This is a genomic window from Streptomyces sp. NPDC002476, from assembly GCF_042889785.1.
In the GTDB taxonomy this organism is placed as follows: domain Bacteria; phylum Actinomycetota; class Actinomycetes; order Streptomycetales; family Streptomycetaceae; genus Streptomyces.
Map to the genome: position 1 here is coordinate 97,528 of NZ_JBIARH010000023.1, position 20,438 is coordinate 117,965.

Annotated in this window: 24 protein-coding genes; 7 read left to right on the forward strand and 17 right to left on the reverse strand. The window is 68.6% G+C overall.

Translation table 11 applies throughout. From position 1 onward, the window contains the following. The first annotated feature begins 191 nt into the window (after positions 1-191). Positions 192-728, forward strand: a complete 537-nt coding sequence (locus ACFYXM_RS24455; RefSeq protein WP_351518088.1) for a hypothetical protein — start codon at positions 192-194, stop codon at positions 726-728. Positions 729-1,279: 551 nt separating this feature from the next. Here ACFYXM_RS24455 and ACFYXM_RS24460 read toward each other — a convergent pair. The 4 genes from ACFYXM_RS24460 to ACFYXM_RS24475 all read right to left on the reverse strand — a co-directional run bounded on the left by ACFYXM_RS24460 (position 1,280) and on the right by ACFYXM_RS24475 (position 4,689). Beyond that, positions 1,280-1,537 carry a replication initiation protein, RepL2 gene (locus ACFYXM_RS24460; protein WP_389292376.1) on the reverse strand — a complete coding sequence of 86 codons (258 nt, stop codon included), beginning with the start codon at positions 1,535-1,537 and terminating at the stop codon, positions 1,280-1,282. A 50-nt stretch (positions 1,538-1,587) separates the two neighbouring features. Then, positions 1,588-2,040 (reverse strand): MarR family transcriptional regulator, encoded by a 453-nt coding sequence (locus ACFYXM_RS24465; protein ID WP_266773455.1) that lies wholly within the window; start codon positions 2,038-2,040, stop codon positions 1,588-1,590. Positions 2,041-2,987: 947 nt separating this feature from the next. Further along, the gene (locus ACFYXM_RS24470; protein ID WP_389292330.1) at positions 2,988-3,644 is read right to left on the reverse strand and encodes a DUF721 domain-containing protein; all 657 of its coding nucleotides are present in this window, start codon (positions 3,642-3,644) and stop codon (positions 2,988-2,990) included. Positions 3,645-3,789: 145 nt separating this feature from the next. Continuing rightward, positions 3,790-4,689 carry a macrolide 2'-phosphotransferase gene (locus ACFYXM_RS24475; RefSeq protein ID WP_389292332.1) on the reverse strand — a complete coding sequence of 300 codons (900 nt, stop codon included), beginning with the start codon at positions 4,687-4,689 and terminating at the stop codon, positions 3,790-3,792. Between the two features lie 442 nt (positions 4,690-5,131). Between ACFYXM_RS24475 and ACFYXM_RS24480 the strand changes: the two genes are divergently transcribed. Next, positions 5,132-5,440, forward strand: coding sequence for a hypothetical protein (locus ACFYXM_RS24480; RefSeq protein WP_389292334.1), 309 nt, complete (start codon positions 5,132-5,134; stop codon positions 5,438-5,440). A 98-nt stretch (positions 5,441-5,538) separates the two neighbouring features. Here the strand turns inward: ACFYXM_RS24480 and ACFYXM_RS24485 are convergent, their stop codons facing one another. Together ACFYXM_RS24485 and ACFYXM_RS24490 are read right to left on the reverse strand one after the other, a co-directional pair. Further along, the gene (locus tag ACFYXM_RS24485; protein ID WP_389292335.1) at positions 5,539-6,249 is read right to left on the reverse strand and encodes an IS3 family transposase; all 711 of its coding nucleotides are present in this window, start codon (positions 6,247-6,249) and stop codon (positions 5,539-5,541) included. A 148-nt stretch (positions 6,250-6,397) separates the two neighbouring features. Continuing rightward, complete coding sequence (locus ACFYXM_RS24490) at positions 6,398-7,444, reverse strand: IS630 family transposase (protein WP_389292336.1); 1,047 nt, start codon at positions 7,442-7,444, stop codon at positions 6,398-6,400. 290 nt (positions 7,445-7,734) lie between these two features. Between ACFYXM_RS24490 and ACFYXM_RS24495 the strand changes: the two genes are divergently transcribed. Continuing rightward, on the forward strand, positions 7,735-9,186 hold the full coding sequence (locus ACFYXM_RS24495) for an amidase (protein WP_389292338.1): 1,452 nt from the start codon (positions 7,735-7,737) through the stop codon (positions 9,184-9,186). Between the two features lie 418 nt (positions 9,187-9,604). Continuing rightward, positions 9,605-9,973 (forward strand): hypothetical protein, encoded by a 369-nt coding sequence (locus tag ACFYXM_RS24500; RefSeq protein ID WP_389292340.1) that lies wholly within the window; start codon positions 9,605-9,607, stop codon positions 9,971-9,973. 54 nt (positions 9,974-10,027) lie between these two features. Here ACFYXM_RS24500 and ACFYXM_RS24505 read toward each other — a convergent pair whose 3' ends face one another. From ACFYXM_RS24505 to ACFYXM_RS24535, 7 genes are all read right to left on the reverse strand, one after another. Further along, entirely contained in the window at positions 10,028-10,552 is a 525-nt protein-coding gene (locus ACFYXM_RS24505; RefSeq protein ID WP_389292342.1) for a hypothetical protein, read from the reverse strand. Between the two features lie 290 nt (positions 10,553-10,842). Further along, entirely contained in the window at positions 10,843-11,133 is a 291-nt protein-coding gene (locus ACFYXM_RS24510) for a hypothetical protein (protein WP_389292343.1), read from the reverse strand. A gap of 894 nt (positions 11,134-12,027) precedes the next feature. Next, complete coding sequence (locus ACFYXM_RS24515; protein ID WP_389292344.1) at positions 12,028-12,765, reverse strand: hypothetical protein; 738 nt, start codon at positions 12,763-12,765, stop codon at positions 12,028-12,030. A 735-nt stretch (positions 12,766-13,500) separates the two neighbouring features. Next, positions 13,501-13,983, reverse strand: coding sequence for a hypothetical protein (locus ACFYXM_RS24520; protein ID WP_389292346.1), 483 nt, complete (start codon positions 13,981-13,983; stop codon positions 13,501-13,503). A 252-nt stretch (positions 13,984-14,235) separates the two neighbouring features. Further along, on the reverse strand, positions 14,236-14,565 hold the full coding sequence (locus tag ACFYXM_RS24525) for a peptide deformylase (protein ID WP_389292347.1): 330 nt from the start codon (positions 14,563-14,565) through the stop codon (positions 14,236-14,238). Between the two features lie 390 nt (positions 14,566-14,955). Beyond that, complete coding sequence (locus ACFYXM_RS24530; protein ID WP_389292349.1) at positions 14,956-15,192, reverse strand: hypothetical protein; 237 nt, start codon at positions 15,190-15,192, stop codon at positions 14,956-14,958. Positions 15,193-15,374: 182 nt separating this feature from the next. After that, complete coding sequence (locus ACFYXM_RS24535) at positions 15,375-15,677, reverse strand: helix-turn-helix domain-containing protein (RefSeq protein WP_389292350.1); 303 nt, start codon at positions 15,675-15,677, stop codon at positions 15,375-15,377. A gap of 65 nt (positions 15,678-15,742) precedes the next feature. Between ACFYXM_RS24535 and map the strand changes: the two genes are divergently transcribed. Further along, a complete protein-coding gene (gene map / locus ACFYXM_RS24540; protein ID WP_389292352.1) occupies positions 15,743-16,525 on the forward strand; it encodes a type I methionyl aminopeptidase in 783 nt (260 codons plus the stop codon). 44 nt (positions 16,526-16,569) lie between these two features. Here map and ACFYXM_RS24545 read toward each other — a convergent pair whose 3' ends face one another. Then, positions 16,570-16,707: a hypothetical protein gene (locus ACFYXM_RS24545; RefSeq protein WP_389292382.1), complete on the reverse strand. Its 138-nt coding sequence runs from the start codon at positions 16,705-16,707 to the stop codon at positions 16,570-16,572. Between the two features lie 79 nt (positions 16,708-16,786). Here ACFYXM_RS24545 and ACFYXM_RS24550 point away from each other — a divergent pair, with 79 nt between their 5' ends. Beyond that, entirely contained in the window at positions 16,787-18,091 is a 1,305-nt protein-coding gene (locus ACFYXM_RS24550) for a hypothetical protein (RefSeq protein ID WP_389292354.1), read from the forward strand. Positions 18,092-18,458: 367 nt separating this feature from the next. On the opposite strand, the gene ACFYXM_RS24555 is transcribed toward ACFYXM_RS24550, so the two are convergent. The 3 genes from ACFYXM_RS24555 to ACFYXM_RS24565 all read right to left on the reverse strand — a co-directional run bounded on the left by ACFYXM_RS24555 (position 18,459) and on the right by ACFYXM_RS24565 (position 19,842). Then, positions 18,459-18,587 (reverse strand): hypothetical protein, encoded by a 129-nt coding sequence (locus tag ACFYXM_RS24555; RefSeq protein WP_389292355.1) that lies wholly within the window; start codon positions 18,585-18,587, stop codon positions 18,459-18,461. A gap of 416 nt (positions 18,588-19,003) precedes the next feature. Then, positions 19,004-19,465 carry a hypothetical protein gene (locus ACFYXM_RS24560; protein ID WP_389292356.1) on the reverse strand — a complete coding sequence of 154 codons (462 nt, stop codon included), beginning with the start codon at positions 19,463-19,465 and terminating at the stop codon, positions 19,004-19,006. A 107-nt stretch (positions 19,466-19,572) separates the two neighbouring features. Next, positions 19,573-19,842, reverse strand: coding sequence for a hypothetical protein (locus tag ACFYXM_RS24565; RefSeq protein ID WP_389292358.1), 270 nt, complete (start codon positions 19,840-19,842; stop codon positions 19,573-19,575). Positions 19,843-20,025: 183 nt separating this feature from the next. Between ACFYXM_RS24565 and ACFYXM_RS24570 the strand changes: the two genes are divergently transcribed. Continuing rightward, the gene (locus ACFYXM_RS24570) at positions 20,026-20,421 is read left to right on the forward strand and encodes a hypothetical protein (protein WP_389292359.1); all 396 of its coding nucleotides are present in this window, start codon (positions 20,026-20,028) and stop codon (positions 20,419-20,421) included. Positions 20,422-20,438: the final 17 nt, after the last annotated feature.

A 20,438-nucleotide genomic window follows, 5' to 3' on the forward strand; every position in this document is an offset into this window, starting at 1 on the left:
GCGCGGCCGACGCGGCGGTGCACGCGGTGGGGCTGGTCTTCCGGGGGCCGGGCGGGAGGAGCACTACTGACTCGGCCCCGAACTGCCGCCCGCCTCCACAGACGCCTCTCCACGCAACGGCAGAGCGCCTGTCCGGGTGAGTCTTCGCTCCGCAGGAGGCACTACGCGAACGTCGGAGCGTTGTGCCGGGTATGACCAGCTGCACGTGCGACTTCGGCGTCATCACCGGACCGGCAGGAATGGCCGCCCGCTTCCTGCACCACATGCAGAGCCGGGCCGCTGACGGGAAGAAGCCCCCGCGTAACGACGGGACCTGCCGGGATGTGCTGGACATCCTGTCCGTCCGGCTCACAGGCAGCGAACCGGTCCCGTTCAAGTTCGCCTGCTGGGCCGATGAACTGGGCGTCTCCGTCCCCCGCCTGCGTGCGGTGGTCGCATGGCTCGTCGAGCACGAGTTCCTTGCGCTGGACGGAGACGTCGACGGCATCGCCCGCCTGTGGGTGAACCCATCGGTGGCCTTCCCACCGCGGACAGACCTGAGGACCGTCGCCGCCCGCCACTGTTTCCCCTACATCACGACAGCCCCACAGGGCATGGCCGCCGAACAGCCCGTGATCATCCATCCGTACGACGCGGCGGGATGGGACGGCGTCTACCAGCAGCACCTGCACATGATCGAAAACCCGGTCTGCTTCTCCTCCACTGGCTGCGCACTCCACAGCAGATAGACCAGCTGTGCAGGATCTCCGCTGCAAGCGGCAAGCACGGCGCCCGCTACATGGCGAGTTCACCAATCTCCGCCCCTGGTGCCGCGCACGGTGGGCCCACCGCCGCGCGCCATCGGACACGGCAGGCAGCGGGGCGGCAATCAGGGACACGAACGGGAGGAGGGACCGGGATGACACAGGCTGCGGGGAGCGAGCTGGACGAGCGGGTGCCAGGACGCCCGTGGACGGTGCGTCTGGACGCCGCCGGCCGGGGCAGCGCGGCGGTGCGCGTCTCGCGCAGCCGACCCGCCCTCCGGCGAGCCACGAAGAACTACTGGCTCCTTACGCCTCGCTGGCCTTCTGCAGGAGGGGTGAGTTGGGGGCGGCGGCCGGGAGACGGGGCGCAGGTGTGCCGACGGCGGTGTCCCAGCCGCGTTCGGTCGGCATCTTGCTGAGCGTGCGCCAAGCCCAAGCATGACTCGGGCGGTCATGTACGTGAGGTCAATGAGTGCAGGTTCTGAGAGCTGCACTCATTGACCTCACGTACATGACCGCCCGAGTGTCGGAACTGTTCAGGTTGCGCGGCGCAGAGGGATGACGACGTCTTCGCCGGTGCTTTTTGCGCTGAGGCGGTAGTAGCTGATGTGTGCGAGCCTGCCGGATTCCTCGAGCCATCCGGCCTCAATGACCTGGCGTCGGGTGCGGGAGAAGACGGTCGGGGACATGCCCACGAGTTTGGCGAGGTTGGCGCCGGTCTCGATGACGGCGCCGGCGCGGTCGGTGGGGTGCATCGCGTAGAGCATGACGACCAGGCGCTGGTTGGCGGTCATGCCGGCGGTGCGGTGGAGGACGTCCAGGAGCTTGTGCTTGTCCTCGTTGTTCACTGGGCCTCCCAGAGCGAAGGGATGGTGTTGTCGAACCCGGGGATGTCCGGCGGGTTGCACGTCTTGATCGCTTCCCGCTGCTCGATTCCAGGCCCGTGGAAGGCGATGTACGGGCTGATCCGGTAGAGCCTGTAGTTGCCGATCCGTCCGCGCTCGATCAGGATGCGCCGCTTGAGGAGCTTCCGGTTGATCTTGCCGACGGCATCGGCGGTCATTCCGACCTTCTTGGCGATGTCTGCCCCGGTTGCCCTCAGCGGTGCCATGCCCTGAGGGGAGACTCCGATCCACCACAGCACCATGTACTTCTGGCTCGGGGTGAATTCCTTGCTCTCGGTGATCGCTTCGACCCTGGCCTTGTCGACCTGGATGTGTTCGCCGGAGAAGGCGTACGGCGCATAGGGGATGGCCTCGCCTGTGTCGGCGTCGACCAGTCTGCGTACCGCTCCCAATGAGCCCTCCCTGGCTGGGCATTGCCGTGATGTACATGAGCAACGGCCCTGGGGGCCGACTAGATGAACTTAACGTACATGAGCGCCAGGTGTATGAACCCCGCCTCCAGGGCGTGCCCCTCGACCGGGTGCTGATCTATGGCTGCGGCTGGCACGCCCAGTCGCAGCATCTACTCATGTACGTGACGTCAATCAACTCAGGTCCTACAGCAGTGGTCACGGTCCTCACAACAAGGGCACCCCGCTTCTCAGAACTGCATGCCCCGATCTCAGGAACTGGGTGCAGGATGCTGAGAACTGGCTGCCAGATCGTCAGAACCCGATGAAAAACGCGTCTCCGCTGGTCATGACGGGCTTGAGGTCTGCGCGCTCTCTAACAGGTAGGAAAGGCTGTCGATCGGGCAGCTCCACGGGCACCGCAGGTTGGGAAAAGCAGTCGTGCAAGGGATAGGCAGCGCTTCCGAGCAGGGCCTTCAGGCGTGCCCGCTTGCTCCTGTCGGTAAAGGCCCCCTGCCAGTGCCTCCGTCCTCAGCCCTCGAAAGCACGCCACGACGTGGCCGCAGTCAACGGAGCACCCGTCACGTGTGTTTCGCTCAGCCCCTCGCTGGCCTCAGCCACACTGTTCCCTACCGCCCCCGCTTGGCTGCAGTCGCCCGACCGCCTGCGGTTCCCGTCGGTCGCCGGAGGCCCGCCAGGGCCGAGGGTGCACCGACCAGTGGGCGCGGAGAGCGTGATCGGCGAGTTCCTGCTGGACTGAGCGCACTCATCCACGAGCTCACCGAAGGCCGGCCGACCGAGCCGTCGGCCTCACAGCTTCCCTCGGCTGCTTCCGCGCGGCGCACCGGGCACAGACGAGTCCCCGACGCCATCATCTGGCCACGCACCGCCGGATGGGCGGCAGGGCGCCAACTGGCTATGCAGCAGGACGAGTTCGGCCGCAAGCGCCCTCATGCGGACTTCCGCACCGTCGGCACCTCGCGCCCCGATGTTCCGGCCGCCCGCTCGGCTCGGGCTCGGCGCAGTGCGGCGGCCTCGGTCGCCGCGGCCTGGCGGCGGCGTTGCACGCGGGCCTGCCCGATCGGGGCCGGCGCATTATCTGCGACGATGACGGGCTCGGGGAACGCCCGGCGCGACCGCTCCCACATCGCGGCAGTCTGCCGCTCCACCGCCTCCGCGATGCCCGGGTCCGCCAGGAACGGCCGGGCGGCCTGCCGGTGCGCTTCGATCGCGCGGCGGTAGCCCTCCGGCAGTGTCCGGCGCTCCACCGTCACGGCGGGCACGGTCGGTTGCGGGGCCGGGTCGGCGACCGCCGTGGCGAGGCCGGCCTTCGTGGGCGCGGGCGCCAGGACATGCAGGGCGCGGACGTTCGCGCCGCGCACCGTCTCGTTGGCCGCCGCGATCAGCTTCGGTGTGCTCCAGCGCAGCTTCGTGCCGTACGCGGGAGCGTCGGGGACGACGTCCAGGCGGCCGGTGTCCGCGTCGAATGCCACGGTCTGGACACGGCCGGCGAGTTCGGGAACGGCTGCGGCGAGGATGGTGTCGAAGTGGGCGAGGACGCTGCCGCCGGCGGACGGGGCGACCAGGCCGCGCTCGGTCATCATCATGCTGATCGCCGCGCCGAGCCCGAGCGGCTCGCGAGGGAATTTACCGGGGCGTGACCCACCTCATGTGCCCCCACGGATCTCCGGTCTGACGACGGCGCACCTTCCCAGGGCGGGAAGGTGCGCCGTCGTCGGACCGGGCGGGGCATCAGGCCTCGGGGGTCAGCATCGCTGCCGCGGTGGCCAGGTCGGTCTCGGCGCCGGTGGTCAGCGCGTACAGGGCGTACCCGATCGGGGAGGTGTCCCACAGGTGCTTCGCCTGGGCTGCCAGGCCGGGGTGGACGTTCCCACCCGCCTGCTCGTACGCGGTGAGGGTGGCCTGCAGCATCTCCTCGCCTGCGGCGCCGTACTGGGCGGACAGGTCACGGGCGGGGTCGTCCACGCGGGCGGTGGTCCAGTCCAGGACCCCGGTGATCGTGCCCTCCTCGTCGAACAGCAGGTGCGCGGGGTAGATCTCACCGTGGGTCATCACGGTCTGCTCGGGCCAGCAGGTGTCGTCCTCGAGCCAGGCCTGCCAGGCCTCGGTCAGGGCGGGGGAGACAGTGAAGGCCTCACTCACGCGGGCGATGTCGTCCCGCCACGCCTGACGTACCTGGGCCGAGGTGCGGACCTCGACGCCCGCGGCCTCGGCCTGCTCCGGGGTGATGGAGTGCAGACGGGCCAGCAGACGCCCCAGGCGCTCGGCGTAGTCCGGGCTGGCAGGGTCCATGTGCCAGTTGGGCTCCCCGGCGTCGGTCAGGGTCAGGCCCGGGGCGCCGGGCAGGGCCGGGTAGGCGATCAGCTCGGGGGAGCGGACCTGCCAGTCGGGGACCGCGACGCCGTCCTCGGCCAGGACGGGCGCGACCAGGTCGAGGATGCGCGTCTCGGCGGCCATGCCCTCGGAGACGTCGGCGCGGCGCGGTACGCGCAGCACCCACCTCTGGTCGGTCGTGTCGGAGGCCATGACGACGCGGTAGTCCAGGCCCGCCTCGTTCACGGTGGCGTCCTGCGCGGACAGGCGCGGGCCGTGGGTGGCGGCCAGGGCGATGACGTCATCAATCATGCTCATGGGACCACGCTCTCACCTGCGCCTACGCCCCTTCCAGCTTTTTCCCCTCACCAGCCATGCCGCCGAGGGGCTGCTCCGGAGCGACACGGCCTACTCCTCGACCATCCTCGCTTGCCAGATCAACCTTGCACTCACCCTGCCTGAAGAGCCCACCGACTACCCGCCGACCACCTGCCGGTGCCTGCCGCTCCGGCAGGTGGTCGGCGGGCCCGATCGGCTCACAGCTCACAGGCAGGCCCGTATCCAGGGGACGACCGGCGGGGCTCACAGCCCACACAGCAGGTCGGCGGGACCGGCCAGGCCGCGCCGGTCCCGCCGCCCCCCCTGCGTCCAGAAAGATGCCGGTACGACCGAATCTTTCGACTACAGGCAGAGCAGGGTCGAGCAGGGGGCCGGATGTACCGGCCCCGGCGACCTGGCGAGGTACCTGCAGCGAACCGCCATGGATGCCCACAGCCTCCGAATCGGGCTCGCGGACGCCATCACCCAGGTCTTCGCCGGGATCTCGCTGCCAGACGCACCGGGCGGGGATCTGCCGTATCCGGCTGACCGCGTGGAGCGCCCGCTGTTCGACGACCTGATGGGAGCGGAGATTCTGGTCCCGGACCAGAACCTTGCCATTGCGCTGCGGCAGACCATCCGCCTCCTGGAACAAATTGCCCATGCCACCCACTTGGCCCGCGCACTGCTCGAACGGACCGATAACGCAATGGCCACCCGGCCCAACCAGACGCGGTGTACGCCCGCCTGACGACCGAACGAGCCGCGCTCCGGCCCCGACCCCGGACGGCTGACAAGCGCCCGGAGAGGCATACAGGTGAGGTTCCCCCGTTGCTCGGGAGTCGCTGATCAGCTGGTCAGAGCGGTTTGACGGGTGCTCAGGTTCGCTTGTTCGGCCGTCGCCTGCTCGGCGTAGTACTTCTCCTCGAACTCGATGGGGCTGAGGAAGCCGAGCTGTTCCTGGATGCGGCGCGAGTTATAGAAGCCGTCGATGTATTCGAACAGCGCGAGGTTCGCTTCGGCCCGCGTGGTGAAGGTGCGGTCACGGAGACCCTCGGTTTTGATGAGCATCCAGAGGTTCTCCGCGAGAGCGTTATCGTACGAGTCTCCGACTGAGCCCATGGATGCCTCAACTCCCGCTCGCATGAGCCGGGTTGTGAGCTTGATGGACCTATATTGACAGTCGTGGTCGGCATGGTGAATGAGCTTTCCGGGCTCGACCTCGCGGCTGGCCAGGGCGTATTCGAGCGTGGTGAGGACCAGGTCGGCGTCCGCGCGGGCGGAGGTCTCCCAGGCCACCACCCGGCAGGAGAACCCGTCGCGGATCGCGGAGAGCCACAGCGGCCCCTCGCCGGTGGAGATCATCGTCAGGTCGGTGACCCACAACCGGTTCGGCGCGCTCGCGGTGAAGTCCCGGTTGACCAGATCCGGGGCCAGGGTGGCCTTGGGATCCCGGCGCGTGAAGCCCGTGCGCCGTGGGCTGATGCCCGCGATGGCGGCTTCGCGCATCAGGCGCTCGACCCGTTTCCGGCCCACCCGGGTGCCCTCGCGTTTCAGCACGGCGTGCGCGCGGAGAACCGTAGATGCCGGCGGAGTCGGCGTGGATCTCCTTGATCCGTTCGGTCAGCTCGACATCGCGACGCCGCCGTTCACAGGGCTCCTTCTCGGCACGGCGCCAGCGGTAGTATTGATCAGGAACTCATTGGGTTCACTCGTCGAGGATGTAGCGGAGGTGCGGGCCGCCGAAGTATCCGCGCGCGATGTGGGGCTGGCGTTGTCGGCGGTGGAAGAACCTGTGGGTTTCAGCGGCGAGTTCGGCCCGGTTCCTGGCCCGGTGGGTGTGGGGCAGGCTGCGTTTGAGGTCGGCGTTGACCAATTCGTCGGGGTTCGGCTCGGGTGAGTACGACGGCAGGAAGTGCAGCTCGATCTCGTCCTTGTGGTCGGCGAGCCAGGTCCGGACGGTCTTCGAGCGGTGGGCCGAGTGCCGGTCGACGATCAGGTGGACCTTGCGGTCGAAATGCCCGACGAGCCGGTCCAGGAAGCGGCACATGGTCTTCGCGTCGAACGACTCGGTGAAGACCATGAAGTGCATCCGGCCCTTCGTGCTGATCGCGGACATCGCGTTCACGGAGAACCGGTTCCCGGTGCGGCGGACGACCGGCGTCGTGCCTCTGGCACCCCAGGTGCGGCCGGTGACCTGGTCCGAGCGGACCCCGACCTGACCGGCGAAGAGGACCTCACCCCTCTCCGCCTTCGCTCTGGCCCGGATCGCCGGCCAGGTCTCCTCGTGCCGGACGCGGACCGCTTCCGCGTCCTGCTCGACGGCCCGCTCGTCCGGACGCTGGAACGTCAGCCCCCAGCGTTTGAGGTACTTGCCCACCCCGGGTTCGGTGAACCGGATCCGGTACAGCTTGAAGATCAGCTCGCCTGTCAGGGCCCGTGTCCACAGCTGACCGGAAAGTCCCAGGCCGGAGGGGGCGTGATCGAGGACGGCCCGTCGGACGGCGGCCTGCTCGGCTTCGGACAGTGCCTGATGCTCGCCCACCCGGCGGCCGCGCGGACGGGACAGCAGCGCGTCCCGGCCACCGGTCCGCCACCTCGTCCACCAGTTGTCCACGGCCCTGACCGACACCTTGAACAGGGCCGCGACCTCTGCCCGGCCCCGCCCCTCCACCAGCGCGGACACCGCCAGCAACCGCACAGCCTCCTGCGCATCCGGCGACCAGGTCCGCGCATCCCCCACCAGATCACTCACACACCGTCAACGAGCATGAACCCAAAGCATTTCGGATCAAATAGGAGAATCACGGTGCGCGGCAATCGTTGGTTGGGGCGGATGCCTGTGTCATATCGCCATCGATCGGGGCGCTGAGGCGCCTCCGTCGTGACCATCTCCGTAGGTGCGCCAGGCCGCCGCGCGTCGCCATGGCCAGCGGTCGGGCGAATTTTCAGTGGCCAGAGAGCAACATGATGAGTTGAGACATCTATCCCGTTGTGCGAATCGGCATTCTATGACCTCTTCCAGAGGTCAGTACGGTCGGATTCATGGAGTGGAACTTTCAGACTGCAGAACAACTCGCGGCCGCCTTGCGTGCCGGTGAAGTGACATCGGTGGAGCTGACCGACGAGGCAATCGCTCGTATCGAGCGGGACGACAAGGTGATCAACGCGATCTGCGTGCCGGACTTCGACCGTGCGCGGGCCGCCGCGCACCGTGCCGACCAGGCGCGCGCCCGCGGCGAGGACCGGCCGCTGCTGGGTATTCCGGTGACGGTCAAGGAGTCCTACAACATCGCCGGGCTGCCCACGACCTGGGGCATGCCGCCGCAGGCGAACTTTATGCCGACCGAGGACGCGGTCCAGGTGTCGCGGCTCAAGGCCGCCGGCGCGGTGGTGCTCGGTAAAACCAATGTGCCGGTGGGGCTGCAAGATATCCAGAGCTTCAACGAGATCTACGGCACCACCAACAACCCGTGGGATCACGGTCGCACGTCGGGTGGGTCCTCGGGCGGATCAGCGGCGGCCCTGGCGTCCGGGTTCGGCGCGCTGTCTATCGGCTCCGACCTCGCCGGCTCGTTGCGTACCCCCGCGCATTTCTGCGGCATCTACGCGCACAAGCCGACACTCGGACTGGCGGCAACCCGCGGCATGGTCGCGCCGCCGGCACCGCCATTGCCGGTCGACCTCGACCTTGCCGTCGTCGGTCCGATGGCGCGCACCGCCCGCGACCTCACGCTCCTGCTCGACGTCATGGCCGGACCGGACCCGCTGACGCACGGTGTGGCGTACGACGTGACGCTGCCGCCCGCGCGCCACGAGCGGCTCGGCGACTTCCGGGTCTTGGTGCTCGAGGAGCATCCGCTCATTCCGACCGGGTTCGCCGTGCGGGCGGGCGTGAACCGGGTGGTCGACGCGCTTGCCGACGGCGGCGCCCGCGTCGAACGGCACACTCCGCTGCTGCCCGATCTGACCGAAGCCGCCATGCTTTACAGGCAGTTGCTGTTTTCGGGCTCTGTCGCACGTTTTCCCGTCGACTCCTACGAGCAGCTGCGGACCCGCGCCGCCGGACTGAGCGCAGACGACCAGAGTCTGGATGCGGCACTGCTGCGCGGGATGGTCTTGAGCCACCGCGACTGGATCGAGGCGAACAGCCGTCGCGAGCTCCACCGTCACGGCTGGCGGCAGCTCTTCGCCGAGTTCGACGCCGTGGTGTGTCCAATCACGCCGACTCCCGCGTTCCCGCACGACCACAACCCCAATCCGCTGGAACGCCGGATCGACATCGACGGCGTCGAGTATCCGTACTTCGACCAGCTCGTCTGGGCCGGTCTGGCCACCATGCCCGGCCTGCCCGCCACCGCCATACCAGCGGGCCGGTCCTCCGAGGGCCTGCCGGTGGGAGTGCAGCTCATCGGCCCGGTGTTCGAGGACCGCACCCCGCTGCGGCTGGCCGAACTGCTCGAGCACAAGATCGGCGGCTTCCAGCCGCCGAAGTAGGGCGGGTGCTGTCACGTTGTGGAGGGTGTGAGTGCATCCCACCCGGTCGGCCAACGTGACAGCACCACCGGTGGTGGTCGGCGCGGCGGGGTTCCGGTCCTTGAAGTGGCCGGGACCGCCAACGGCCCCGAACCGGCCGGGCCGCCGTCCCTGCCCGGGCAAAGGCAGACACCGACGGAAGAACCGGAACCGGCGCTGTCCGATGCCCCGGCCGAAGAGGACGGGAACGACCGAGTAGTTCCTGAGGAACCGGAGGAACCAGAGCAGAGAGCAGGCAGCACCGAAAGCCGATGGCCGCGAACACGGAGAAGGGCAGCACGACGTTCCCCGCGCGGCGCTGGAGGCCAGCGAGCAGGGCCCCGGCGCGTCGGTGGACGAGCCGTCTCCGCTCACCTGGGAGGGGAGGATCTGGGCGATCATGAGGGCCGGGAAGGTCGCGTCGGCCACCCTGATCTGCCACCGGGACACCTGGGAATTCGTGGCAGCGCAGGTCGGCAGCCACCCGCACTTCCGGACCCCCGCCCTGGAGGAACGTGAGAACGGCCTCGTGGCCGCGGTCCTCTCCGGCCGGTCGCTGGTCGCCATGCTCCTGGCCCTCTACCGCGTGGCGATCGCCTCCAGGAACATGCCGGACGGCGAGGACACCGAGGAACTCGTCGCCTACGCCGACCGGGCCATGGCCTCCCAGGTCTACTACACGACCGCCCGGGTCCTCAGCAAGGCCTACTCCGGTGAGGGGGATTCCGTCGTGGTGACGATCGACAACCGGGTGCCCGCCCGAGCATGACGGGCAGCTCCAGCCGCCCGCCGGCCGACCTGGACGAAGCCGGCCGGCCGGGCGTCAGATGCCAGGCCAGAGCTCCTGGACGTTGATCCACTCCCGGCGGGCGTAGGCGCGCACCGCGTCCCGCTCGCTGTCGGTGCAACCGTTCTCCAACGGTGCGGGAATGTTGCTCGTGGTGCTGGTGCCGTACTGCTGGTCGTGGCGTACGAGTTGGTCGGCGACATTCGAGGCGTCGGTGCGCAGCTCGACGTCCAGCGGCACCGGGTGGCCGGTCTCCTGGTAGGGGCGGGGCAGGTAGCTGCCGTGCCCGTGGCACAAGGCGAGCACGTCCAGGACCGCCGCCGTCTCCAGGAGGTCGTCCCGGCACTCCAGCGCGAGGCTGCGAACCTGGACATCGACGAGGTCCTGGCGGCCGGCGTTGTGCGCGGCCGTGATGCCTTGGCGGTCCATGACGTGTGTGTACAGAACGGCCGGGATGAGCTGGCCGATGCGGACCAGGTGCTTGCCGTACGCGGCCTGGGCCGCCCGGCTGGTCGCCCAGCCCGGCCACGGTTCGTCGGGGGAAGGTCGGTGTGTGCCCATGTTCCTCTTCCTAGATGACGAGATCGGCGAGTATCCCAAATCAGGTGCCACCCTCTCAGCAAGTTCCTGAGCCCGGTGCCAGACGCGCACGGAGCGGGTGGGCAGGGCAAGGCGTACCGAAGTCGCCACGGGGAACACCGGACGTCCGGCCCCCGCCGACGTCCAGGGCGTGACGGAACGGCCGCACGCCCCCTGAGCCGCGAACAGCCGTAGCCCCGGACCTCGCCTCGGCCGCCCGGACGGCCACCGGGGCGAACTCACGGGCCGGAGCGCACCTGATCCGGCCACCATCAGTAATCCTTCGCCCAGTGCTGGGTCGTCTTCGACGGCTCGCAGGACTCCATGTACGGCAAGCTGACGGTCTCGTCGAGACACTGGCTGTTGTACAGGTTCACGGGGGTGCTGTTGGTACCCGTGCGCCAGTTCTGGCCGGTTTTGGAGCCGCATTCGGCCATGCCCAGCGCGTTGAAGTTGAGACCCAGGCACTTGCCGACGGACTCGTCGTACAGCATGTAGGAACCGCCCGAGCCGGCCTTTGCGGTCCAGTTGGTCGCCGGGCTGTCCGCGCAGGTGGCGAACACGACGTTGAGGTAGCTCGCGGTCAGGCACTTGCCGTAGCCGAGTCCCTGAGCCGGAAGTAGCCTCTGGGCGCGGGGGGTTTCGGCGAGGGCACGCCGGACGTCCCACCGGAACCGCCGGAGCCGCCCGCGTCACCCGACCCGCCCGTGGCGTTCCCGCCGGTCGCGTTCCCGCCCGTGGCGTTCCCGCCGGTCGCGTTGCCACCGGTGGCGTTGCCGCCGGATGCGTCTCCGCTCGATGAGTTGCCGTCGTGCGCGGGTCCGCCCCCGGCTGCGGGGAGCGTTGCGGAGGTTCCGGCCGAAGGGGTGTCGCTGTCGGAGGTGCCCTTGGCGTTGTCGCGGTCGCCGTGCAGCTGGGTGCCGGCGTAGACGGCGAGGGAGACGACCAGGCCCCGGCTGCGATCAGGGCGAGGACGAGTCGCCGCCGTTTGGTGGCACGGCCGGGGGGTGGCGGGAGCGGCACGAAAGCGGGTTCGTGGGGGTGGTGCGTATGCGAACCACCCTGCTCAGTGCCGGGTTGCCATTTCTCCAGTTGCTGGTCGTTCTCGTAGGCCGTGAGGTCGGCTCGGATCTGGTCCCGCTGGGCGAGGGCTGCTTTCCTCTTTGCGGCCCGGTCCTGGTTCTGGCTGTTCAGTGAGTCGATCTGCTGCTGCAGAGTGATCCGGCCACACACGCCCCTTGCGGCGAGAACCGGGAGGAAGAAGCAGTCATGGCCCGCAGTCTCGATGACGACCACTGCTACCGCATTGCTTCGGCACAAGCACCGGCGACGAGGTCACGTTCCAGTAACAGCGTCGGATAGTGCGACGGCAGGAGCAGAATCTCGCCCGGCGCCGCCTGCTCGACCGCGCCTTCTCGCGGGCGTACTTGGGCCGGTGCGGGGGGAACTAAGTTCGGTCAGACGCCCTGGTAGATCGTGGTGCACAGCAGCGTGGCACCGTCGTCCACCAGCCAGGCCCAGTAGCGCGTCTGGTCGCCTGCCGCCCGGCGGCAGTTGTTCGCGTTCGCGCCCGCCGGGGCGCGGTAGACGCCTGTGATGTGCATGATCTGGTTGTACGGGGCGGGCACCGGCTCGCGTCGGCAGTCCACGGCCGTCATCATGCCGAGGGAGATCGAGTCGCCGGACTGCTGGCCGAGCATGCAGTAGGTGGCGTGGTAGATGCGGGTGAGGCAGAGCTTCGTGGTGTTGCCGGTGGTGGCGGACTGGTAGCTCCAGTACGACTTCCCGTGGCTGGTGGGGCAGGCCGTGTCGGTGGCGGTCACCTGGACCTGTGCCTGCTCGCCGGCGCAGGACACGGGGTCCGGCGGAACATCGACGCTCCAGTCGATGCTGGTGGTGCCCCCGCGGCCCGTGTCGTAGACCGCCAGGCAGTCGCCGGCCGAGATGGCTTTGAACGCCTCTTCGGTGGGATCCGGAGTGGGTGTCGACGGCTCGGGGTCGGACTCGTCAGTGCCCCCCTCACTGGTACCAGGGTTATCGGGGGTGTGGGCATTCGACGAAGGCGTGTACGGAGCTGGGCTGGAACTGGATGGGGGCGAGTCGGCCAACAGGTCCTTCAGCTCCGCCGCGTTGCTCACGCCCAGCCAGGTCAGGATCGACAGAACGGATGCGATTCCCCCGAACAGTGCCCACAACTTGGCAGTGGAATGATCATCGGATGCGCCTGCCACAATGCCCTCCCCCGCCGAGTCTCAGACGATATTAAATTTTTGACGCCGCTGAGGGGCGAACTCCCGTTATCCCCCCTGTTGGCCGCCCCCACACAGATCCAGCACCCCACGGATCGTCGCCCGGCCAGATCACCGTTCGTCCGAATAGGTCACGTGCGGAGAATCGGTCTAGCAGGCCTGTCCGGCGCATGGACTCGGGCCCGGCGCGCCCGCCTGGACCGTAAGCGTCAATCTCCGCGATCAGCATCGCTCTGGTCTGACGAACCCTGAGCGAAACGCCCATGTCGGGGCAAACCCTCTTTTGCGTAGGGGCCATCTCGTTTGATGTCTGCAGTAGCAGGCGAGGTGCGGGTAATGGTGGCGAAAGCCGAGAAGTATTGCGGATCGCACATGCGTACGAAATTCGCTTGAAAGTCCCGACGGTTCGATGGAACCGTTACAACGTCAACTTCTCGGGCAGCGCGGTGACGACGCCGGAGCTCCAGGGCAGCGTGAGATCCGGCCACAGGCCGACGGCCCAGCGAGCACCTGGGGATGGAGACACCGGCGGCCGGCACCGAGGCGGTACTGGCCAGGGGGCGGCCCGCGGACGTCCATGCTCTTCGGCACGGGCTGGCCTCCCCCGTCTTACAGGCTGAGCAGGCGCTGGAGCTGCCGCTCAGCCTGCAGCGGCGCATCGAACAGCTCGTGCCGGCGCATTCATCGGCGGTCTGCCTTCCAGACAAGTGCCGCGCCGGTCGCACCGACGACCAGACAGATGGCGATCGCGACCGGCACGTGCACCGACATCGGGAAGTCCAGGTCACGCGGGTCGGACAGTCCGGCATTGGCCGCGAACGAAGCAATGAGCAGATAGCCCTCACCTGCGGCAACTCCCCACGCGCACGCAGCAAGCAACCGGTACTGCCCCACTGTCTGCTGACGACGCACCAGGAGATACCCGAACAGGACCGCTTCCGCAAGGAACACACCGACCGTGATGGCGACCAGCTTCAACGGCTCCATGAAGCCATCAGGTCCGCCTCCACCCACATGGGAGACCACCACATCCGGCAGCCGGCCGTGCACGATGGCGTACACGACGAGGTGCACCACAGCCGCGACAAGCCACGGCCCAGCCCCTATCGCGATTCTGCTGCGTCCGGTCAACGCGGGGTCAGACCCGCCGCTCTGGGTAGCCATGAGCTTCCTCCACTCAGATTCGTGGTCGGCCGGCCGCCGCAGGCCGTGCTCCACCACCCCAACATCCCGAGCGGTGCCGCCGCGCGGCAGCGTAGGTGAGCACCGCCGTCCCCAGAGTGCCCACGACACCTCCGTTGCACCGAGCACTGCCGCCACCCCCGCGTCCCTGGCCTGCCTCGTTGACAGTTGTCCAGGGTTGTCAACTGAACTTGCAGGCCACTGCAGGGCGGCCTGTTACGGCAAGTTCTGTCGTCAGGCGCCCTCGTACTGCTCGTCCAGCTCCTCGGAGCGGGTGGTGATCCGGGGGTTGAGGAGAACGATCGCGGGGGCATCGCCGGGCGGCTGGACGACGGCGGCGGCGCGCGCGATGCCGATCTGCGGGGCCGCGATGCCCATGCCCTTGGCGAAAGGATGGACCTGGCCGATCCCTTCCATGGCGGCGAACAACTCGTCCATGACGTGCTCGGCTTCGTCGTGCTCGGCGGGCAGGTCGAAGGCGCGGGCCGGTTTGGCGAGGATGCCTGCACTGTGCTGGACGACGCCCAGGTCACGCATTCGCTGGCTGGGCCGCACGTCAATCACCTGAACTCCCCTTGATTGGTGTCGCGTTCGGGACGTGCCCGAAAACGTCACTCCAGACGGTACCGAGCGTGCAGGGCGGGTGTGGTCGTGATCCACGTGTAACGACCCCCAAAAAGCTGGTCTCGCACTGTTACACCTCCCCCGTTTCGAACATTCCTGTCCTCCGACCGGCGAATCAGCGCGAACGCGCACACGACTACGGCCAAATCGACCGTAGTGCAGACGACTTCGGCCCGTCTGGGAGTTCAAACTTCCCTGCACTCGGCGGCGATTCTCCAGTTCATCTGTGCACATGACTACGAACATTCACACTTCGGGGCGATCTTCAGAAAACGAAGGTTTTTGACGACCCGGCAGCCGGTGGCACACCGCGCTCCTCGCCGACAGGAGTCAGCGCTCCTCCGAAGGCTGCTTGCTCGCCAGGAGGTCGAGGAGTTGCTTCGCGGCTGCTCCGATCTGACCGTCGAAGGGATCCATGGCCATCCGCTCCAAGACCTCGATGAAGATGTTGCTTTGGACCGAGCGGGCCTCCTCTGATGAGCCGAAGATCAACCGAGGAAGGATTTCGTCGATCGCGGCCGAGGCTTCGGATATGCCGAGAGTGCCGGTCAGCCCCTCTCGAAACACCTTCTCGACGATGAGCTCCTCGACCGGACGAGTCGCTTCGAGGGCCTGGGCCCCGGGGCCACGGTGGCGATCGCACTGGCCGGTCTCCTGCGCATTGCCGTTCGCCGGTAGCTCTGCGCCGGGGGATCTTGACGAGCCACGTCAAGCTCGTTGGCTCATGCGTACTTGATGCGGAGTGGGTGTTACGGAACCAGCGATGGACGCCGTGCGACAGGCAGGACCGACTGATCCTCGACGGCGTCCGCCCGGTTGATCTCGGCCCAGACGGCGTCGAGAGACAGGCCGAGGGTGCCGACGATCGCTGCGATGGTCGGGAAGGCGGGGGTGGCCACACGGCCGGATTCGATCTTCCGCAAGGTTTCCGGAGAGATGCGCGAAGCGAGCGCCACGTCCAGCATCGAGCGGCAGCCCCGGGCTCGGCGGAGCAGGGCGCCAAGGCGCTGTCCGCGTTCTACCTCGGCGGGGGTGAGCGGCAACCTGACCATGACCCCATTCTAATACCGGTACAGTTAGACCGGGATAGTTATTGGATACACATGAGAGGTCCCCCATGATTGAGATCCTGAACTCCGCGCGGCTTGAGCGGGCGAGGGACACCGGCGCTCTGGTCGGAAACATCCTGCACACACTGAAACAGCGCAGCACGGTCGGGACGAACCTGCTGGACATCGACCAGTGGGCCAAGGAGATGATCACCGAGGCGGGAGCGCAGTCCTGCTACGTCGACTACTCGCCTTCCTTCGGGCGCGGCCCGTTCGGTCACTACATCTGCACGGCCGTCAACGACGGCGTGCTCCACGGGCGGCCCCACAACTACACGCTGGCCGACGGGGACCTACTGACCCTCGACCTCGCTGTAGCCAGGGGCGGGGTGGCCGCGGACGCCGCGATCAGCTTTCTGGTGGGCAAAGCCAGGCCGGCGGAGAGCGTTGCGTTGATCGAGACGACCGAACGGGCGCTCGCCGCCGGCATCGCCGCCGCAAAACCGGGGGCGCGCATCGGCGACCTCTCCCACGCCATCGGCACGGTCCTCAGTGAGGCGGGCTACCCGATCAACACCGAGTTCGGAGGCCATGGCATCGGCTCGACCATGCACCAGGACCCCCACATCGCGAACACCGGACGGCCCGGCCGCGGATACAAGCTGCGCCCCGGGCTGCTGCTCGCCCTGGAGCCCTGGGTCATGGCCGACACTGCCACACTCGTCACCGACGCCGATGGTTGGACGCTGCGCAGCGCGACAGGCTGCCGGACCGCGCACAGCGAGCACACCATCGCCATCACCGACAACGGAGCCGAAATTCTCACCCTGCCCACGCAGGCACGACCATAAGAGGGCGCTGTAACGAGTGGCCCAGCGGGCCGAGTGCGCCGCCGTCAATCCTCGTCGTCCTCGACAGCCTCTGGGACCCGGAAGGGGCGCAGGCCCTGACCGGGTCCGCTGGCCTTGATGTTGAACAGATAGCGGCCCAGGAAGTTGATGTGCCGGTCCTTGAGCGGGGAGAGGCGGGCCACGTCCTCGTCACGGATGTCTGAAGCACGTGCACGGGCGGCGTACTCGACGATCCGCGCCCTTGGGGGCGCGGGTTCATGGATGGGTGGTCCAGAGGCAAATCTCGTCGGTGCTGGCGCTGAAGACTGCGAGGCCCACCTCGCCCGCCGCCTGGTCCAGGACGGCCGGCCCCTCATCGGCACCGGCATCCGGGCCGCGATCACCGCCCGCTCCCACGGCCTGCCCCTCCACCTCGACCTCGCCGTCTCCCGCTTCCTGGAGATCCGCCGCACCGGCCGCACCCCCACCGCCGCCGACTTCGACTGCACCTTCCCCGCCCTCCTCGCCCGCACCCTCTCCGACCTCACCCCCGAAGAACGGCACCTGCTGCGCAGCGTCAGCCTGCTGGACGCCTTCGATCTCGACCTGGCCACCCACACGGCCGGCCTCGCGCAGCAGGCCCTGGCCCGCCGCCTGGTCGAGCGGCCGCTGGTCACCGAGGACCCGTACGCGCTGTGGCCCTACCACCTGCACCGCGCGATCCGCAGCGCCGTACGCGACGACGAACACAGCGACGACCGCTGGACCCCGGCCGACTGGCACCAGGCCGCCACCCGCGCCCTGGCCGCCCTCGGGGACCAGTGGACGAAGGCCGCGGCCCTCGCCCCCAGCCGCATACTCCTCGTCGCGTGTCTTCGCCAGGGCCTGCGCCTGGCCCGCGACCACCGCCCGACCGGCCTGGGCTGGCTCATCGAAGCCGCCTTCGCCTACGACTCCGTCTGGGAACCCCTCGCCCCGCCCACCGCCGACGCCGAGGCTCCGGACACTCCGGCCGATGCCGTGGCCGAGCTGCTCATCGCGATCGCCCGACGCCAGCGCGAGCACCGCCAGCGCACCGCCGACCGCCTCACCGCCGTCCTGGACACCGGCCTGCTGCCTGCCGAGCTGACCGAGATGGCCCTCTACTACCGGGCCAAGGCCCACAAGGACCTCAGCCAGAACGACGCCGCCCGCACCGGGATGCAGCAGGTCGCCGACGCCGAGGGCCGCCTCTCCGTCAAGGCCCGTCGGGCGCTCGCCAACCTGGCCCGCCTCGCGGGCGACTTCCCCACCGCCCTGGCCGCCGTCCCCACCCTGGGCTGGAAGGGCCGCCACCACCGCGTCCTTGGCGACATCCACTGGTCCCACGCCGACACCGCGGCCGCCGTCGCCGCCTCGAAGCCGGCCGCGCCGAAGCCGAACAGCACGGCGCCGCCGGCGAGCGCGCCACGATGCAGGTCCGCCTTGCCCTCGCCGTCTCCTTCGCCGACCCCGACCGCGCAGCCGACGAGCTCGCTCTTGCCCACCAGCTCCTCGACGGTCTCGACCAGCGGCCCAACACCCTCCTCGCTCAAGTCGTCGCCCTGATCAAGGACGCCGGAACCGGCGACGTCACCGCCCGCGCCGGAAGCCTGCGGACCGACATCGACGCCGCGGGGCTCCCCTTCCTCCACCGGTTCGTGGAGCTCGCCCTCGCCTTCCACCACGCCGTACGCTGCGAGGCCCAGCACCTGGCCGCCGCCATCGGCCGGCTCCGCGCGCTCACCGCCACCGGCGACTTCGCCTACTTCACCGACATCGCCCACTTCATGGCTGGCCTACCTTTGCCAGGCCCCACCGTCATCCGGTGGATCAGCGGCGAGCAGGCTGTTCGCGACCGCTGGCACCGCCTCGTCCGTGATCGCCGGAGTCACCTCAGCCGGTAGCTCCCCAAGGCTCTGCTGCGCGGGCGGAGTCACTTCTGGATGACGCGGCCGTTCTTGCCGCGACGGCGGTCGTGCAGCTTGTCCAGGACGTCGGCGAGGACGGACATGGTCTCGGGCTCGGCATGCGCGATCTGGTCCGTGACGGCGAGAGCCTGCAATGTGGGGGCAGCTGGTTCAGCAGCGTGAGTGCGTCGGGCAGCGAGGCGGCGTAGACGGTCTGCGTCTGCTCTGCCCCCTCCAGATCGAACAGGAACGAGGGCTCCTCGGGACGCGCCCACACCGTCGGCGTCAGCGGGACCATGTACACCTCGCCCGCCCCGGTCCATACGGTGTAACCGGCGGCCTTGAGTGCTTCGGTGTAGTCGTGGTACTCATCGGCTTGCTCTGCGACTGGGTCCTGAGCAAGGCTCCACTGGCCCGCCTTGAGAACCCACGCCTTACGGTGCTGGTCGGCCTCGTGTGCCGGGATGTCGCTCACCTACGCCCCCTCTGACGGTCCGTGTCCCACCAGTTCTAGCGGCATGTCCCCCGGGCGTATGGGACAACGGCTGATCTCACACGCGTGACGGCCGGATCAACCGTCCTGATACGCGCGGCGGCCCCCTACGCCGGCTTCCACGATCGGCCGGATCACGTTGTGCAGGGTGTCGAGAGCGGCGAGCACACCCGTGTGCAGTTGCTCCCGGCCGTGTTCGCCGGCCTGGTGCGCGGCGCACAGCACCATCTGCTCCAAGGCGCCGTCGAGGAAGACGGCCTGCTCGACGACAACATCACCGTTGTCGGCGAGGACGACACGGTGGCGCATCTTGGCGCCCTCGATGTCGCCGATCCACTCCACCAGCTCGTCGGCTTGGGCGGCCTTCACCGCGTCAACAGGAGCGGGAAACCGTTCAGCGAGGGATCCGAGCAGGTCGACGTCCTCCTGCGGGGCGTCGTCCCAGTCCGCCAGTTCCAGACCTGCACGCAGGGGCGGAGAGGTTCGAACTGCGGCGCGCTTCCGGGGCGCCTTACGGTCCTTCTTGCGCTTCCTCGGCATCCGCGTCAGTCTCCTTCACCTTCTTGTGGTCTTCGATCCTTGCACTCGGCGGCGGCCCTCATACCTTGATCAGCCGACACGACGAGCGCAGCCCGCGTAGTTCCTGGTCACGCCGTACGCTCCAGCTCCACCGCGGCCGCTACGCCCCTGAGTTGTCCCGTCGCTGTGCTGCCCTGCCGGGCCGCTCGCTCGGCACGGGCCCGGCGCAGCGCCACGGCGCGGGTGGCCTCGGCTTCACGGCGGCGCTGGACACGGACCGAATCGATCGAGGTCGGCCCCTCTTCTGAGGACACCTCCAGCTCGGGGAAAGCCCGGAGGCTCAGCACCCGCATCGCCCTGGTCTGCCGCTCCGCCGCCTCCGCGATCGACGGGTCCACTCGACGCTCCGGGACGACGGAGCCGGGCCCTGGACGTCGCGCAGCAGCCGGGTATCCGGCTGTACACGGTGTGCGGCGCGGCTTCCCAGCTCGATCCCGTCCTGTGGGGCTTCGATCACGGCGCTGGCGAGGACTAGCGGCCGGCCCCCCGCCGGAGGCCTGGGCGCGGTGATGAGGGCGGGGATGCGGCGCGTCATTCGCATCCAATATTCGAACAGGCATAGCATTCGCGGCGCGTCCACGTACGACTTTCCCAATGACCTCCGCACGGCGCAGCTCGATCTTCTCCAGACCCGTGCCCGCTATGAGGAGTACGCCAGGAGCCTGCCGTGGTCGGTCGAGCCCCTGCCCGGCTGGGAGGGCGACAAGCAGCTCCACAGCGGCTACCGGTCCGGCAAAGCCGACAGCCCCGGGTACACGCCTGACCAGGTGGCGGAGGTCGCCCGCTACCGGGAGGAGCTGCTGCGTCTGAGTGTGGCGGTCTCGACCCACCCGTACTGGGAGTCGCTGGGCGGTCCCGGCCTGGTTGAGGCTCGCATGGCGCTCAAGCACGTCCACGAGCAGCCCAGCGAGGCGTAGTCGAACGGTCTTCTTCC

Bases quoted from the DNA above. Each gene is read 5' to 3' on its own strand.
- ACFYXM_RS24455 (WP_351518088.1), top strand. From the start codon at position 192: ATGACCAGCTGCACGTGCGACTTCGGCGTCATCACCGGACCGGCAGGA.
- ACFYXM_RS24460 (WP_389292376.1), bottom strand. From the start codon at position 1,537: ATGACCGCCAACCAGCGCCTGGTCGTCATGCTCTACGCGATGCACCCC.
- ACFYXM_RS24470 (WP_389292330.1), bottom strand. From the start codon at position 3,644: ATGATGATGACCGAGCGCGGCCTGGTCGCCCCGTCCGCCGGCGGCAGC.
- ACFYXM_RS24475 (WP_389292332.1), bottom strand. From the start codon at position 4,689: ATGAGCATGATTGATGACGTCATCGCCCTGGCCGCCACCCACGGCCCG.
- ACFYXM_RS24480 (WP_389292334.1), top strand. From the start codon at position 5,132: ATGGATGCCCACAGCCTCCGAATCGGGCTCGCGGACGCCATCACCCAG.
- ACFYXM_RS24495 (WP_389292338.1), top strand. From the start codon at position 7,735: ATGGAGTGGAACTTTCAGACTGCAGAACAACTCGCGGCCGCCTTGCGT.
- ACFYXM_RS24500 (WP_389292340.1), top strand. From the start codon at position 9,605: ATGAGGGCCGGGAAGGTCGCGTCGGCCACCCTGATCTGCCACCGGGAC.
- ACFYXM_RS24505 (WP_389292342.1), bottom strand. From the start codon at position 10,552: ATGGGCACACACCGACCTTCCCCCGACGAACCGTGGCCGGGCTGGGCG.
- ACFYXM_RS24520 (WP_389292346.1), bottom strand. From the start codon at position 13,983: ATGGCTACCCAGAGCGGCGGGTCTGACCCCGCGTTGACCGGACGCAGC.
- ACFYXM_RS24535 (WP_389292350.1), bottom strand. From the start codon at position 15,677: ATGGTCAGGTTGCCGCTCACCCCCGCCGAGGTAGAACGCGGACAGCGC.
- map (WP_389292352.1), top strand. From the start codon at position 15,743: ATGATTGAGATCCTGAACTCCGCGCGGCTTGAGCGGGCGAGGGACACC.
- ACFYXM_RS24550 (WP_389292354.1), top strand. From the start codon at position 16,787: ATGGGTGGTCCAGAGGCAAATCTCGTCGGTGCTGGCGCTGAAGACTGC.
- ACFYXM_RS24560 (WP_389292356.1), bottom strand. From the start codon at position 19,465: ATGCCGAGGAAGCGCAAGAAGGACCGTAAGGCGCCCCGGAAGCGCGCC.
- ACFYXM_RS24570 (WP_389292359.1), top strand. From the start codon at position 20,026: ATGCGGCGCGTCATTCGCATCCAATATTCGAACAGGCATAGCATTCGC.